14 protein-coding genes are annotated in these 14,094 nt (G+C 71.5%); 3 read left to right on the forward strand and 11 right to left on the reverse strand.

Annotation, left to right across the window (positions count from 1 at the left end; translation table 11 throughout):
• The first annotated feature begins 42 nt into the window (after positions 1-42).
• Together IEY20_RS04735 and IEY20_RS04740 are read left to right on the forward strand one after the other, a co-directional pair.
• Positions 43-1,032, forward strand: coding sequence for an ATP-binding cassette domain-containing protein (locus IEY20_RS04735; RefSeq protein ID WP_175328274.1), 990 nt, complete (start codon positions 43-45; stop codon positions 1,030-1,032).
• Positions 1,029-1,859, forward strand: a complete 831-nt coding sequence (locus IEY20_RS04740) for an ABC transporter permease (RefSeq protein WP_175328275.1) — start codon at positions 1,029-1,031, stop codon at positions 1,857-1,859. Before IEY20_RS04735 ends, IEY20_RS04740 begins: the two co-directional genes overlap by 4 nt.
• 9 nt (positions 1,860-1,868) lie before the next feature.
• On the opposite strand, the gene IEY20_RS04745 is transcribed toward IEY20_RS04740, so the two are convergent.
• The 8 genes from IEY20_RS04745 to infA all read right to left on the reverse strand — a co-directional run bounded on the left by IEY20_RS04745 (position 1,869) and on the right by infA (position 9,608).
• Positions 1,869-5,069 (reverse strand): ATP-binding protein, encoded by a 3,201-nt coding sequence (locus IEY20_RS04745; RefSeq protein WP_175328276.1) that lies wholly within the window; start codon positions 5,067-5,069, stop codon positions 1,869-1,871.
• Positions 5,070-5,099: 30 nt separating this feature from the next.
• On the reverse strand, positions 5,100-6,221 hold the full coding sequence (locus IEY20_RS04750) for an FUSC family protein (protein ID WP_175328277.1): 1,122 nt from the start codon (positions 6,219-6,221) through the stop codon (positions 5,100-5,102).
• Positions 6,222-6,427: 206 nt separating this feature from the next.
• Positions 6,428-7,012, reverse strand: a complete 585-nt coding sequence (gene rplQ, locus IEY20_RS04755) for a 50S ribosomal protein L17 (RefSeq protein WP_175328278.1) — start codon at positions 7,010-7,012, stop codon at positions 6,428-6,430.
• 63 nt (positions 7,013-7,075) lie between these two features.
• Positions 7,076-8,071 (reverse strand): DNA-directed RNA polymerase subunit alpha, encoded by a 996-nt coding sequence (locus IEY20_RS04760; protein ID WP_022903264.1) that lies wholly within the window; start codon positions 8,069-8,071, stop codon positions 7,076-7,078.
• Positions 8,072-8,277: 206 nt separating this feature from the next.
• On the reverse strand, positions 8,278-8,676 hold the full coding sequence (gene rpsK, locus IEY20_RS04765; RefSeq protein WP_017885507.1) for a 30S ribosomal protein S11: 399 nt from the start codon (positions 8,674-8,676) through the stop codon (positions 8,278-8,280).
• Between the two features lie 9 nt (positions 8,677-8,685).
• A complete protein-coding gene (gene rpsM, locus IEY20_RS04770) occupies positions 8,686-9,060 on the reverse strand; it encodes a 30S ribosomal protein S13 (RefSeq protein WP_022903265.1) in 375 nt (124 codons plus the stop codon).
• A 139-nt stretch (positions 9,061-9,199) separates the two neighbouring features.
• On the reverse strand, positions 9,200-9,316 hold the full coding sequence (rpmJ, locus tag IEY20_RS04775) for a 50S ribosomal protein L36 (RefSeq protein WP_022903266.1): 117 nt from the start codon (positions 9,314-9,316) through the stop codon (positions 9,200-9,202).
• 70 nt (positions 9,317-9,386) lie between these two features.
• Entirely contained in the window at positions 9,387-9,608 is a 222-nt protein-coding gene (gene infA, locus IEY20_RS04780; RefSeq protein ID WP_017885509.1) for a translation initiation factor IF-1, read from the reverse strand.
• Between the two features lie 263 nt (positions 9,609-9,871).
• Between infA and IEY20_RS04785 the strand changes: the two genes are divergently transcribed.
• The gene (locus IEY20_RS04785) at positions 9,872-11,170 is read left to right on the forward strand and encodes an LCP family protein (protein ID WP_175328279.1); all 1,299 of its coding nucleotides are present in this window, start codon (positions 9,872-9,874) and stop codon (positions 11,168-11,170) included.
• Positions 11,171-11,297: 127 nt separating this feature from the next.
• Here IEY20_RS04785 and map read toward each other — a convergent pair whose 3' ends face one another.
• From map to secY, 3 genes are read right to left on the reverse strand one after another with little or no spacing between them, the layout of a single operon-like run.
• Complete coding sequence (gene map / locus IEY20_RS04790; RefSeq protein WP_217504282.1) at positions 11,298-12,077, reverse strand: type I methionyl aminopeptidase; 780 nt, start codon at positions 12,075-12,077, stop codon at positions 11,298-11,300.
• 60 nt (positions 12,078-12,137) lie between these two features.
• Positions 12,138-12,728 (reverse strand): adenylate kinase, encoded by a 591-nt coding sequence (locus tag IEY20_RS04795; RefSeq protein ID WP_175328281.1) that lies wholly within the window; start codon positions 12,726-12,728, stop codon positions 12,138-12,140.
• A complete protein-coding gene (gene secY, locus IEY20_RS04800) occupies positions 12,725-14,047 on the reverse strand; it encodes a preprotein translocase subunit SecY (RefSeq protein ID WP_031273237.1) in 1,323 nt (440 codons plus the stop codon). Before secY ends, IEY20_RS04795 begins: the two co-directional genes overlap by 4 nt.
• Between the last annotated feature and the right edge of the window lie 47 nt (positions 14,048-14,094).

Here is a 14,094-nt window from a genome sequence, read left to right on the forward strand (position 1 = left end):
GACGGCACGATCGACCCCGACATCGACGAAAGGAACCCCTCGATGACCACGACACCCCTCGCCGTGGAGGCCTCCGGCCTCGTGAAGACCTTCGGGACGAACCGCGCCGTCGACGGTGTCGACCTCCGCGTGGAGGCCGGCACGGTCTACGGCGTGCTCGGCCCGAACGGCGCCGGCAAGACCACCACGATCTCGATGCTGGCGACCCTGCTCACGGCGGACGCCGGCGAGGCCCGCGTGTTCGGACACGACGTCCGGCGCGAGGCCCAGACGGTCCGCTCGCTCATCGGCGTGACCGGCCAGTACGCGAGCGTCGACGAGACGCTCAGCGCGACCGAGAACCTCGTCATCTTCTCGCGGCTGCTCGGGCTCTCCCGGCGCGACGCCCGCGCGAAGGCGTCCGAGCTGCTCGAGCGGTTCGGCCTGACCGAGGCCGCGTCCCGGCCGCTCAGGGCGTTCTCCGGCGGCATGCGACGGCGGCTCGACCTCGCGGCGAGCCTCATCGCGCAGCCACCGCTCATCTTCCTCGACGAACCGACCACCGGCCTCGACCCCCGGACCCGGGCGCAGATGTGGGACACCATCCGCGAGCTCGTCGCGACGGGGTCGACGGTGCTGCTCACCACGCAGTACCTCGACGAAGCGGACCAGCTCGCGGACCGCATCGCCGTGATCGACCACGGACGGGTCGTGGCCGAGGGCACGGGCGACGAGCTCAAGGCGTCGATCGGCACCTCGTCCCTGCAGCTCCGGCTGACCGACGGGCTCCGGCTCGACGCCGCCAGGGCGATCGTCCGCACGACCCTCGGCGTCGACGCGGTCGCGAGCCCGGAGGGGTCCCGTCTGACCGCCCCGATGACCGACCCCGACCGCGTGACCGACCTGCTCGTGTCCTTCCGCGAGGCCGGCATCTCCCTCGCCGAGATGAGCGTACAGAAGCCGACGCTCGACGAGGTCTTCCTGACCATCACGGGCGCCCCGGCGAAAGCCGAGGACGACGCCCAGCGCGAGCTCGAAGGGAGCATCGCATGACCACCATCGCCCCCACCCCCACCAGCGCCCCGCGGGTGACGCCCCGAGCCGGGGTCGGCTCGTCCGGCCTCGGCGCGACGGTCCGGCAGTCGTTCACGATGGCCTACCGCGGGCTCGTGAAGATACGGCGGACGCCCGAGCAGCTCTTCGACGTCACGCTCATGCCGATCGTCTTCACCGTCATGTTCACGTACATCTTCGGTGGCGCGATCTCGGGCGACATCGGCAGCTACCTGCCCGTGATCATCCCGGGCATCCTCGTGCAGACGAACATCACGTCGTCGATCGTCACCGGTGTCCAGCTCCGCGAGGACATGGACAAGGGCGTGTTCGACCGCTTCAAGTCCCTGCCGATCGCGCGCATCGCCCCGCTCGCCGGCGCCCTGCTCGCCGACACCGTCCGCTACGCCATCGCGACCACCATCACGTTCACGGTGGGGATCATCATGGGACTCCGGCCGGAGGGCGGTGCGGCCGCGGTGGTGCTCGCCGGGCTCCTCGTCATCGTCGTCGCCTGGGCGATCAGCTGGATCTTCGCCTACTTCGGGGTGATCGCCCGGACCGCGTCGAGCGTCTCGGGGATCGCGAACCTCGTGCTCTTCCCGCTGACGTTCCTGTCGAACGCGTTCGTCCCCGTGGACACGCTGCCGAGCTGGCTCCGCTGGTTCACCGAGGTCAACCCGGTGTCGCACCTCATCACCGCGGTCCGCGAGCTCGTCAACCACGGTGCGGTGACCGGCGACCTCTGGATCAGCCTGCTCGGCGCCGCGGTCATCGTGGCCGTGTTCGCCCCGCTGACCGTCCGCTCGTACATGCGCAAGGCCTGACCCCGGTCGTCAGTCCCGGTGTCGCCGTCGGACCGCGTCCCGGAGGTCCTCGAGCAGCACCCGTGTCGCCGCTTCGGCCTCGTCCCGCTCCCAGCGGGCCGAGGCCGTCTCGGCGTTCGCGAGCACGTCGTCCCCGACGGCCGCCGCCAGCAGGGGCCGGAGGCGGGCGTGCGCGAGCACCGCGAAGTCCTGCCGGGTGCCGAACCGCCGCGCGAGCGCCCAGCACCGTGCTGCTTCGCCCGTGAGGCCGTCACGGGCCGCGGCGACCGCGAGTCCGGCGAGCGTCGTCCCGACCACCGGCAGGTCGGTCCACCAGGGCCGGACCCGCAGGAGCGCGAGCGTGGCGTTCCGCATCCGACGAGCGACCTCGCGCTCGGCGTCCGTCAGACCGGCGCCTCCGCCCCGGGTCTCGTCGACGGCGGCGATGCGTGCCGCCCCGGCCATGAGCCGCCAGTTCGGTGCGGGTCCGCGGCGCTCGGCGGCCACCTCCCACGCGGCCGTGTACTGCTCGGCGGCTGCCGCCGGGTCGCCCTCCGCGCGTCGGCACTCGGCCTCGATCGCCAGCACGACGACCGCGACCTGGGACCCGTCCGCCTCGGGCCCGCGACCCCCGGCGGGGCGGTGCTGCAGGTCGCGGGCGACCGACCGTGCCCGGTCGACGTCGCCGATCGCCGCTGCGGCGAGCCCGACGGACCACCCGATCTCCGAGAGGTCGTCGTCGGCGCCGAAGCGCTCCAGGCGGTCTCGAGCCGCCTCGGCCACCGTCAACGCCTCGTCGTAGCGCCCGCTCTGGGCGAGGAGCTGCGTCATCGTGACCGCGGACGTGCCGGTCGTCCACGCGTCGCCGGTCCGCGCCGCGAGGGCCTGTGCGGCAGCGGCGTACCGGAGTGCCGAGGCGGGGTCCCCGTCGTTCTCGGCGAGCGGCGCGCTGAGCAGGTTCGCGATGCAGGCGACGCCGTCCTCGGGGTCGTCGCGGAGGCGGGCGAGGAGCGCGGTCGCCTCCGCGGGCCGTCCGACCGTGAGGAACACCGCGACGAGGGCGTCGACGACGGGCTGCCCCGCGGTCGACGTCCGCCGCCACCGTCGGAGCGTCGAGCGTGCCCAGGCCGTCGTCCGCCGGTCGTCGAACGCCGCGGCCGCTCCGACGACGACGAGGCAGACGTGCGCCGCGACCCGGTCGTCCGGCGCCGGGGGCTCGCGTCGGAGCAGTCCGACGACGTCCGGGCCGACCGCGGTGATCTCCCCCTGCGTGCCCCGGAGCGTCCAGTACGCGCCGAGGGCCGCGAACAGCTGCGCCGCCGCGGGCGCGTCCTCGGCCCGGAGCGCCCAGCGCAGCAGCACGACGAGGTTGTCGGCCTCGCGGCGCACCTCGTGGAACCGTTCGGTCTGCTCCGGACCGGCGATGGCGAGCAGGTTCCGGTCCGCGGCGAACGCGCGAGCCCAGTCGACCATGGCCGAGCGGACGTCCTCGGTGCGCCCGCGTTCGGTCAGTCGCGCGGCCCCGAACTCCCGGACGGTCTCGAGCAGGCGGTACCGGACCGGCTCCCCCTCGCGCTCGACCAGCTGCACGAGCGACTGCTCGACGAGGTCCGCCAGGTCGTCGAGTGCGTCCTCGTGTCCCTCGGACGCGACGGCCTCGACCGCGTCCACCGCGAGGCCGTCGGGGAAGAGCGCGAGTCGGGGCAGGAGGTCCTGGGCGGAGGCGCCGAGCAGTCGCCAGCTCCACTCGATGACGGCGAGCAGCGTGCGGTGCCGTTCGGGGGCGCTCCGGTCCCCGCCGCGGAGCAGTGCGAAGCGGTCGTCGAGCCGGCGCTCGATCTCGTCCGTGCTCATGCCGCGGATCCGTGCCGCGGCCAGTTCGATCGCGAGCGGCGACCCGTCGAGCCGCGCGCAGATGCGGCGCACCGCGTCGACGGGGAGCACCGCGCCGGGACGCGCTGCCCGGGCACGCTCGGTGAAGAGGCGCACGGCGGCCCCGTCGTCCTCGACCGGCAGCGGCGCGAGCGGCGCCACGACCTCGCCGGCGATCGCGAGGGGTGCACGGGAGGTCGTCAGCACCCGCAGCTCCGGGGCGGCGGCGAGCAGTTCGGCGGTGAGCGCGGCGACGGCGTCGAGCAGGTGCTCGCAGTTGTCGAGCACCAGCACCGTCGGCCCGTCGGCGAGGGCGCGGACGACCCGGCCCCACAGATCGGTGACGACCGGGTCGCGGAGGGTGCGGGCGGAGCGGACCTCGGCGATCCCGAGCACGGCACCGAGGGCGGGCACGACGTCCTCGGCGGCCGCGATCGACGCGAGCTCGGCCACCACCACCGCGGTCCCGTCCGGCAGGTCCGCCGCGACCGCCTGCGCGAGCCGCGTCTTGCCGAGGCCGCCCGGGCCGAGGATCGTGACCAGCCGTCCGCGCGACAGGAGGTCCGTGACGGCGGCGAGGTCGGCCTCCCGTCCGACCAGCGCGTTCGGGGCGGCGCGCAGGCCGATGCGACGGGCGCGACCGCTCTCGGCCGCCGACCGGCGGAGCAGGTCCGCGTTGTGCCGGACCAGCTCGGCGGAGGGGTCGGCGCCGAGTTCCTCGACCAGCCGCTCGCGGTGTGCGGCGAAGACCGCGACGGCCACGGCGGGCCGACCGGCGGCGTCGAGCGCCTGCATCGCCCCGGCGACGGCGACCTCGTCGACCGGGTCGGCGGCCACCTCGGCCGACCAGACCTCGGCGGCGTCGTCGGCCCGGCCGAGGTCGAGCAGCGCGGACCCCAGCGCCCGCCGGAGTGCGCGCCGGGCTGCACGGGCCCGGCCGGCGAGCGCGTCACCGAGGTCGCCCTCGACGTCCTCGCCGGGTGCACCGCGCCAGAGCGCGAGCGCGGACTCGAGCGCGTCGACGTCCGGGGTCGCCGCCGCACGCTCCGTCCGCAGGAGGTCGACGTCGTCCGTGTCGCAGCCGAGCGCGTACCCGGTCGCCGTGGACCGGACGAGTCCCTCGGCGGTCGTCCGGCGAAGGCGGGACACCATCGTCTGCAGGGCCGCCCGCGCTCCTCGCGGCTGGTCGTCCGGCCACAGCTCGTCGATGAGGGAGCCGGTGGACAGCGAGCGCCCCGGCGCGAGGGCGAGCGCGGTGAGGAAGGACCGTGCGAGCGCCCCGGTGACGGTCGTCGGCTCACCCGAGGGCCCCTCGACCAGCACGGGCCCGAGGACGGCGAGTCGGGGGCGCGCGGTCACGTCGTCGAGTCTACGGAGCGCTCGAGCGTCTCAGCCCCTGCGCCGACCGCCGTCGGGCGGACCCGTCTCGGTGTCGACGTCCCCCGTCGCCCGTTTCTCGGACTCGATCACCCCGCGCAGCGCAACGATCGCACTCGCAGTCGCGGTGACCCGGGAGGGGTTCGACCGACTGGCGTCGAGCGCCTGCTCGAGCGTCGCGAGGGCTTCGTCCCCGTCCTCGGCCGGGCAGTCGCCGCGGACGACGCACGCGACCCGCCGCAGCGCAGCCGCGAACGGCTCGGCGAAGGCGGGGTCGGGCCGGCCGATCGCGTCGGCCACCGGACCGCTGCGCGCGACGAGCTCGGTGAGGTCGGTCGTGTACCAGGTGGCCCGCTCCAGGGCCCGGAACCGGGCACCGTCGGACTGCAGGCGCGCCCGGGGCCCGCGGAGCACGCCCCGCGGGTTCATCCGCCGGCTCTCCTGCGCGGTCGCGACCCGGTCCCGTACGTCCGCGATCGCCTTGTCGAGCCGCTCCTGCTGCCGGTCCCACGCTGCGGTGTCGGGTTCGCCCTCGACGAGCACGTCCGCGAGGTCGTCGAGCTGCTCCGCGAGCACCGCGTTCACCTGGTCGATGCGGCGCTCCGCGTCCCAGAAGTGCAGCGGCGGGAACACGGCGAAGTTCACCGCGAGGCCGATCGCGATCCCGATGGCCATCTGCACGATGTAGGCGAACGAGTACCCCTCGGCGTTCCCCCCGCCGACGAGCAGCACGAAGAGCGCGGCCATCGGCACCCACGAGTACCCCTCACCGAGGATCCGGAAACCGCTCACGAGGACGCCGATGCCGACGGCGAGGGCCACCGCGATCACCCCGGGGTCCCCGATCAGCATCGTGACCCACGCGATCAGCACGCCGAGCGTGATACCGACGAGCGTCTGCACACCCGACCGGATGCCGGCGAACACGGTCGTCCGCATCGCGACGATCGCACCGAGGGGCGCGTAGTACGGGTACTCGGCGGCGACGCCCGGAGCGTACTTGGCGAGCACCCACGCGATGGTCGCGGCCAGCGCCGCCTTCGCGGCGAGCAGCAGGCGCGGCTGGGTGCCGGAGTCGCGGCTCCACCGCCAGATGCGCCGCCCGGCGCCCGTGATGCGTTCTGCTCGTGCCATACGGCCGGTCAGGTTACGCACGGCGGCCTGTGAGGCGTGCCACCCGCGCGCGCCCGGCCGACCGCGCACCGCACGAGCACGGGGCGGCCTGGAGGCGCGGGGCGGGCCCGCAATGCGCCTCCAGGCCGCCTGTCGGTCACCCCGCAACGCGAGGAAGCCCCCGCGCGACGTGCGCCGCGGAGGCTTCCTCGATGTGGTGCTGATGACTACTTGGCGTCGTCGGCCTTCGTGTCGTCCGCCTTGGCGGCGGCGTCGTCCTCGACCTCGGCGGCAGCGTCGGTCTCGGCCTCGGCCTCGACCGGCGCGGACTCCTCGGTGGTCTCGGTCTCATCGACCGGGGCCTCCTCGGTGGTCTCCTCGGCGGCCGGCTCCTCGACCGGCGCGGCGGCGGCCGGAGCAGCGTCGCGCTTGACCGGGGCGGGCTTGCCCGACACCGGCTCGAGCACGAGCTCGATCGACGCGAGGGGAGCGTTGTCGCCCTTGCGGAAACCGAGCTTCGTGATGCGGGTGTAGCCGCCCTGGCGGTCCTCGACCTGCGGGGCGATCTCGGTGAACAGCGTGTGCACGACGGACTTGTCGCGCAGGATGCTGATCACGCGACGACGGGCGTGCAGGTCGCCACGCTTCGCGAACGTGATGAGCCGCTCGGCGACCGGACGGAGGCGCTTGGCCTTCGTCTCGGTCGTGGTGATGCGGCCGTGCGTGAAGAGGGCGTTGGCGAGGTTGCTCAGGAGCAGGCGCTCGTGGGCGGGACCGCCACCGAGGCGGGGGCCCTTGGTGGGCTTCGGCATGTCAGTTCTCCAGTGGTGAATGTGGTGCGCGCTGACTCAGCACGCGTGCGCTTGCGCGCGAGGTCAGTTGTTGGACTCGTCCTCGTCGTACCCGCTGTAGAAGTGGGCGCCGTCGAATCCGGGGACGGTGTCCTTGAGGGACAGGCCGAGCTCGGTGAGCTTGTCCTTGACCTCGTCCACCGACTTCTGACCGAAGTTGCGGATGTTCATGAGCTGCGTCTCCGAGAGGGCGACGAGCTCGGACACCGTGTTGATGCCCTCCCGCTTGAGGCAGTTGTAGCTGCGGACCGACAGGTCGAGGTCCTCGATCGGGGTCTGCAGCTCGTTCGAGAGCACGGCGTCGACCGGCGCGGGGCCGATCTCGATGCCCTCGGCCGCCGTGTTCAGCTCGCGGGCGAGACCGAACAGCTCGACCAGCGTGCGGCCGGCCGACGCGATGGCGTCGCGCGGCGTGATCGCCGGCTTCGTCTCGACGTCGACGACCAGGCGGTCGAAGTCCGTACGCTCACCGGCACGCGTCGCCTCGACGCGGTAGGTGACCTTGAGGACCGGCGAGTAGATCGAGTCGATCGGGATCTGACCTGCCTCGGAGAACTCCGAGCGGTTCTGCGTCGCCGACACGTAGCCACGGCCACGCTCGATCGTGAGCTCGAGCTCGAAGCGCGCGGTGTCGTTCAGGGTCGCGATGACGAGGTCCGGGTTGTGGATCTCGACGCCGGCCGGGGCGGAGATGTCCGCCGCGGTGACCTGCCCGGCACCCTGCTTGCGCAGGTACGCGGTGATCGGCTCGTCGTGCTCGCTGGAGACGACGAGGCTCTTGATGTTGAGGATGATCTCGGTGACGTCTTCCTTGACACCGGGAACGGTGCTGAACTCGTGGAGGACGCCGTCGATGCGGATGCTGGTGACAGCCGCGCCGGGGATCGAGGAGAGGAGCGTGCGGCGCAGCGAGTTGCCGAGGGTGTAACCGAAGCCCGGCTCGAGCGGCTCGATGACGAAGCGCGAGCGGTGCTCGGAGATCGACTCCTCGGTCAGGGTGGGGCGCTGTGCAATGAGCACTGTGGGATTCCTTTCGGCGGAGTGTCCGCTATATGACACTCGGCGGTACGACGGGGCCGACCGGGCCCCGACGGGTCTGTTGAGTTGTGATCACGCGCACGGCCGAGCCACGAGGGCCCGCCGTGCGCGATCGAACGACCAGGAATGGCCGGCCCCGCTCGCCCCCGTCACGGGGACGAGCGGGGAACGGCCGGTTGCTCCTCGCGTCAGACGCGGCGACGCTTCGGCGGGCGGCACCCGTTGTGCGCCTGCGGCGTGACGTCGTTGATCGAACCGACCTCGAGGCCGGCGGCCTGGAGCGAGCGGATCGCGGTCTCGCGGCCCGAGCCCGGACCCTTGACGAAGACGTCGACCTTCTTGACGCCGTGCTCCTGCGCCTGACGCGCAGCGGACTCGGCGGCGAGCTGCGCCGCGAACGGCGTCGACTTGCGCGAGCCCTTGAAGCCGACGGCACCCGAGGACGCCCAGCTGAGGACGGCACCGGACGGGTCGGTGATGCTGACGATCGTGTTGTTGAACGTGCTCTTGATGTGGGCCTGGCCCACGGCGACGTTCTTCTTCTCCTTGCGGCGCGGCTTGCGCGCGGCAGTCTTGGGGGTAGCCATGGGGGTCTCCTATCGAGCCTTCTTCTTGCCTGCCACGGTGCGCTTCGGTCCCTTGCGGGTACGCGCGTTGGTCTTGGTGCGCTGACCGCGCACCGGGAGACCACGACGGTGGCGAAGACCCTCGTAGCTACCGATCTCGACCTTGCGTCGGATGTCCGCGGCGACCTCACGGCGGAGGTCACCTTCCACCTTGAAGTTGCCCTCGATGAAGTCGCGGAGAGCGACGAGCTGGTCGTCGGTCAGGTCCTTGACGCGGATGTCGCCGGAGATGCCGGTCTCGGCGAGTGCCTGGACCGAGCGGGTACGGCCGACGCCGTAGATGTACGTGAGTGCGATCTCCACGCGCTTCTCGCGCGGGATGTCGACGCCTGCTAGACGTGCCATGTGCTGGCTGCTCCTGTGGTTGGTGGAGGTGTGGCGCAGTACCGGTGCCCGGGCCTCCGACCCGAGGTGTCCCCCGCGGCCGGAGCCGCGGGATCTGGTACTGCGTGTTCAGTGTTGAGTTGTGGGTCCTGCTGGGAGCTCAGCCCTGGCGCTGCTTGTGGCGCGGGTTGCTCTTGCAGATCACCATGACGCGCCCCTTCCGGCGGATCACTCGGCAGTGCTCGCAGATGGGCTTGACGCTGGGGTTGACCTTCATGGTTGGTTCCTCGTGCTCGCTGGCTTCGTGCTCGGCGGGTTCGCCGGGCCGTTCCTTTCCAGCTCGCGGATCACTTGTAGCGGTAGACGATCCGGCCGCGGGTCAGGTCGTACGGGCTCAGCTCCACGATCACGCGGTCCTCGGGGAGGATGCGGATGTAGTGCTGGCGCATCTTCCCGGAGATGTGCGCGAGGACCTTGTGTCCGTTGGTCAGCTCAACGCGGAACATCGCGTTGGGCAGAGCTTCGAGCACCGAGCCCTCGATCTCGATGACGCCGTCTTTCTTGGCCATAGCCTCACTGTCGCTTGGTTGGATTACCGGTGTGATCCCCGAGCCGGTCTGCGGGTCGGGCGCCACGCCGAAAGGGCATGACACACCAAAGAGCAAGCCTATGTGATAGCGGCCGGATTGCCAAGTGCGGGCGACCCGGACCCTCGACCTGGGGCTGCCGCGGTCGAGTCTGAACGTTCCACAGTGGTCTCCTGGCCCGTTCTGGGCCGTCTCGAGTGCATCCGCCGTACCGTGTCACGGCAGCCCACCGAACGGAGAGAACCGTGCCGAACGCCCGCGGCCCCCTGGCCCGCCATGGACGACTCCCTCGTCGTCGCGCCTGGACGTCCGCCCTCGGCATCGTCGCGTCCGTCCTCGCCGTCGCGCTGGTCAGCGGGACCAGCGTGGCCGCGATCGCCGGCGGGCAGCTCGCCGCCGCCCCGAAGACGGTCCAGCTCAGCACGGACGACCAGAAGGTCGCCGACACCGCGGACATCACCGCGATGAAGGGCGGCGCGAACATCCTGCTCATCGGCAGCGACACCCGCGTCGGGCAGTTCGACTCCGACGAGGACGTCGCCGGCGCCCGGAACGACGTCACGATCCTCGTGCACATCTCGCAGGACCACCAGCAGCTCACGGCCGTGAGCTTCCCCCGCGACCTCATGGTCCCGATCCCGGCGTGCACCAACCCGGCGACGGGCACCACGTACCCCGCCGCCACCTCGGCACAGTTCAACACGGCGCTCGGCAACGGCGGGGTGTCCTGCGTGGTCGACACCGTCGAGAACCTGACCGGCCTGCGGATCCCCTACGCCGGGCTGATCACCTTCGACGGCGTCATCTCGATGTCGAACGCCCTCGGTGGTGTGGACGTCTGCGTCGCGCAGCCGATCAACGACTCGTACACCGGTCTCCACCTCACCGCGGGGTCGCACACGCTCGAGGGCTCGGACGCGCTCGCGTTCCTCCGGACCCGCCACGGAGTCGGTGACGGCAGCGACCTCGCGCGCATCAGTTCGCAGCAGGTGTTCCTCTCCGCGCTGCTCCGCAAGATCACCTCCGGCAGCACGCTGTCCGACCCGGTGACGCTCTACCGCCTCGCCTCGGCGGCGCTGCACAACATGACGCTCTCGGACGGCCTGGCGCAGGCCAGGAGCCTCGTCGGCCTCGCCACGACGCTGCGCGGCATGAGTACGGCGAACATGCTGTTCGTGCAGTACCCGGTCGTGGACGACCCCGCCGACAACGCCCGCGTCATCGTCGCGCAGGACGCGGCGCACACGCTCAACGTCGCCCTGCAGACCGACCAGCGGACGTCGCTCTCGGACTCGACCACCGGACGGGCGTCGGAGGAGTCGAAGAGCGCGGGATCGTCGACGGGCTCGTCGTCATCGTCCGGCTCGTCTTCCTCCGGCACGTCCTCGGCCGGCACGCCGTCCGGGTCGTCCGGGTCGAGCTCCTCCGCGACGTCGTCGTCAGGCTCCACGCCCTCGTCGACACCGACGGCGACCACGACGCCGCTCCCGTCGACCATCACCGGGCAGAGCGCGAACGAACAGACCTGCTCCGTCGGGAACTGACGCCGCGCGGCGGACGCGCCGCGCGGCTCCGAGCCGACCGCACCGTCGACGCCCCAGCGGCGGGGCGGACGCACCACGTGCCTCCCGGCCGGACCCGGTGGACGGCCGACCCGACGGGAGGCCCGTCCTACGGGATCGGGACGGGTGTCACACCCAGCGGGGCCAGGCCCGCAGCGCCGCCGTCGGCGGCCGTCGTCACCCAGATGCCGTCGGCGTGGACGGCGACGGTGTGCTCCCAGTGCGCGGCGTCCGAGCCGTCGAGCGTCCGGACCGTCCAGTCGTCCGCGTCCGTCGAGCTGTCGATCGTGCCGGCCGTCACCATCGGCTCGATCGCGACGACCAGCCCGGGCTTCACGGCGGGACCGGCGCCCCGCACGCGGTAGTTGAAGACCGGCGGTTCCTCGTGCATCGACCGGCCGATGCCGTGACCGGTGTAGTCCTCGACGATGCCCCAGGCGCCGGTCTCCTCGATGGCGTCCTCGACCGCGGCACCGACGTCGTTCAGGTGCCTGGCCGATGCCAGAGCGGCGATGCCGTGCCACAGCGAGCGCTCGGTCGTGTCGCAGAGCTTCCGCCGGGCCTCGCTCACCGCGGCGTCGCCACCAGGGACCACGACCGTGAAGGCGCTGTCCCCGTTCCAGCCGTCGACCTCGGCGCCGGCGTCGACGGAGACGATGTCGCCCGCCTGGATCACGCGGTCGCCCGGGATCCCGTGCACCACCTCGTCGTTGACCGAGACACAGAGCGTGTGGCGGTACCCCGGGACGAGCTGGAAGTTCGGGACGCCCCCGCCGTCGCGGATGGTCCGCTCGGCGATCGCGTCGAGCTCACCCGTCGTGACGCCGGGTCGGACCGCGGCTCGCACGGCGTCCAACGCCTCGGCCGTCAGGAGGCCCGGGCGCACCATGGCGCGGAGCTCCTCGGGCGTCTTGTAGATCGAGGGCTTGCGGAAGCGGACCACGCCGGGTCAGACGCCCGCGGTCAGCCCGCGGGACGCGAGCGCCGACTGGATCCGGTCGCCGACCTCGTCGATGCCGCCGAGCCCGTCGACATCGACCACGAGGCCGCGATCGGCGTAGGCGCCGACGATCGGGGCCGTCTGGTCCAGGTAGACCTCCTGGCGACGACGGATCGTCTCCTCGTTGTCGTCGCTGCGGCCCTGGTCCTCCGCGCGCTTCAGCAGGCGTTCGACGAGGGCGTCCTGGTCCGCGACGAGCTGCACGACCGCGTCGAGCTGCTCGCCCTGCTCGGTCAGGAGCGCGTCGAGGTACTCGACCTGGTTCAGCGTCCGGGGGTAGCCGTCGAGCAGGAAGCCGTGCTCGGCGTCCGGCTCGGCCAGGCGGGACTTCACGAGCTCGTTCGTCAGCTCGTCCGGCACGTACTCACCGGCGTCCATGAGCTTCTTCGCCTCGACGCCGAGGGGCGTGCCCTCGGCGACGTTCTTGCGGAAGATGTCGCCCGTCGAGATCGCGGGGACACCGAACGCGTCCGCGATGCGACCGGCCTGGGTGCCCTTGCCGGCGCCGGGGGGTCCGACGATGATGAGGCGTGCGCTCAACGGAGAAGCCCTTCGTAGTGACGTTGCTGGAGCTGGGAGTCGATCTGCTTCACCGTCTCGAGGCCGACACCCACGATGATCAGGATGCTGGCGCCACCGAACGGGAAGTTCTGGTTCGCACCGAAGAACGCGAGTGCGCCCAGCGGGATGAGTGCGATCAGACCGAGGTAGAGCGATCCGGGCAACGTCACCCGGGTCAGGACGTAGTCGAGGTACTCGGCGGTCGGGCGTCCGGCGCGGATGCCCGGGATGAACCCGCCGTACTTCTTCATGTTGTCGGCGACCTCTTCGGGGTTGAAGGTGATCGCGACGTAGAAGTAGGTGAACCCGACGATGAGCAGGAAGTACAGGACCATGTAGAACCAGTTGTCACCCGAGGTCAGGTTGTTCTGGATCCAGGTCACCCACGCGGCCGGCGCGGAGCCGTCCGAGGGCTGGTTGAACTGCGCGACGAGGGCCGGCAGGTACAGCAGCGACGAGGCGAAGATGACGGGCACGACGCCGGCCATGTTCACCTTGATCGGGATGTACGTGTTGTTGCCGCCGAAGGTGCGACGACCGACCATGCGCTTGGCGTACTGGACCGGGATGCGTCGCTGCGACTGCTCGACGAACACGACGGCCATCATGATGACGAGGCCCACGAGGATGACGAACAGGAACAGCTCGAAGCCGTTCGACTGCTCGATCGCCCAGAGCGCCGACGGGAACTGCGCCGCGATCGACGTGAAGATGAGGAGCGACATGCCGTTGCCGATGCCGCGCTCGGTGACGAGCTCGCCCATCCACATGATGAGGCCGGTGCCGGCGGTCAGCGTGACGACCATGAGCATGATCGCGTACCAGCTGTCGTTCGAGATGATCGACGAGCAGGAGGCCGACGCGTTCGTGCCGAAGAGGGCACCGGAGCGCGCGACCGTGATCAGGGTGGTGGACTGCAGGACACCGAGCGCGATCGTGAGGTAGCGCGTGTACTGCGTCAGCTTGGCCTGACCGGACTGACCCTCCTTGTAGAGGGCGTCGAAGTGTGGGATGACCACGCGCAGGAGCTGCACGATGATCGACGACGTGATGTACGGCATGATCCCGAGCGCGAAGACCGAGAGCTTCAGCAGCGCGCCGCCGGAGAACAGGTTGATCAGGTCGTAGAGGCCCTGCTGCGAGGACGCGCTGGCGAGGCAGCTCTGCACGGACGCGTAGTCGACGAACGGTGCGGGGATGTACGACCCCAGGCGGAAGAGCGCGATGATCGCGAGGGTGAAGCCGATCTTCTTGCGAAGGTCTGGGGTGCGCATGATGCGCGCGACCGCTCTGAACACGAGGACTCCGAACTTCTGGGACCGGGGCCGTCGATCGCGGCCGTTCC

Origin of the sequence: Curtobacterium luteum (assembly GCF_014646995.1) — a bacterium.
Classification (GTDB): Bacteria; Actinomycetota; Actinomycetes; order Actinomycetales; family Microbacteriaceae; genus Curtobacterium; species Curtobacterium luteum.

Coding starts and splice junctions, on each gene's coding strand:
- IEY20_RS04735 (WP_175328274.1), top strand. CDS start 43: ATGACCACGACACCCCTCGCCGTGGAGGCCTCCGGCCTCGTGAAGACC.
- IEY20_RS04740 (WP_175328275.1), top strand. CDS start 1,029: ATGACCACCATCGCCCCCACCCCCACCAGCGCCCCGCGGGTGACGCCC.
- IEY20_RS04750 (WP_175328277.1), bottom strand. CDS start 6,221: ATGGCACGAGCAGAACGCATCACGGGCGCCGGGCGGCGCATCTGGCGG.
- rplQ (WP_175328278.1), bottom strand. CDS start 7,012: ATGCCGAAGCCCACCAAGGGCCCCCGCCTCGGTGGCGGTCCCGCCCAC.
- rpsK (WP_017885507.1), bottom strand. CDS start 8,676: ATGGCTACCCCCAAGACTGCCGCGCGCAAGCCGCGCCGCAAGGAGAAG.
- rpsM (WP_022903265.1), bottom strand. CDS start 9,060: ATGGCACGTCTAGCAGGCGTCGACATCCCGCGCGAGAAGCGCGTGGAG.
- rpmJ (WP_022903266.1), bottom strand. CDS start 9,316: ATGAAGGTCAACCCCAGCGTCAAGCCCATCTGCGAGCACTGCCGAGTG.
- infA (WP_017885509.1), bottom strand. CDS start 9,608: ATGGCCAAGAAAGACGGCGTCATCGAGATCGAGGGCTCGGTGCTCGAA.
- map (WP_217504282.1), bottom strand. CDS start 12,077: ATGGTGCGCCCGGGCCTCCTGACGGCCGAGGCGTTGGACGCCGTGCGA.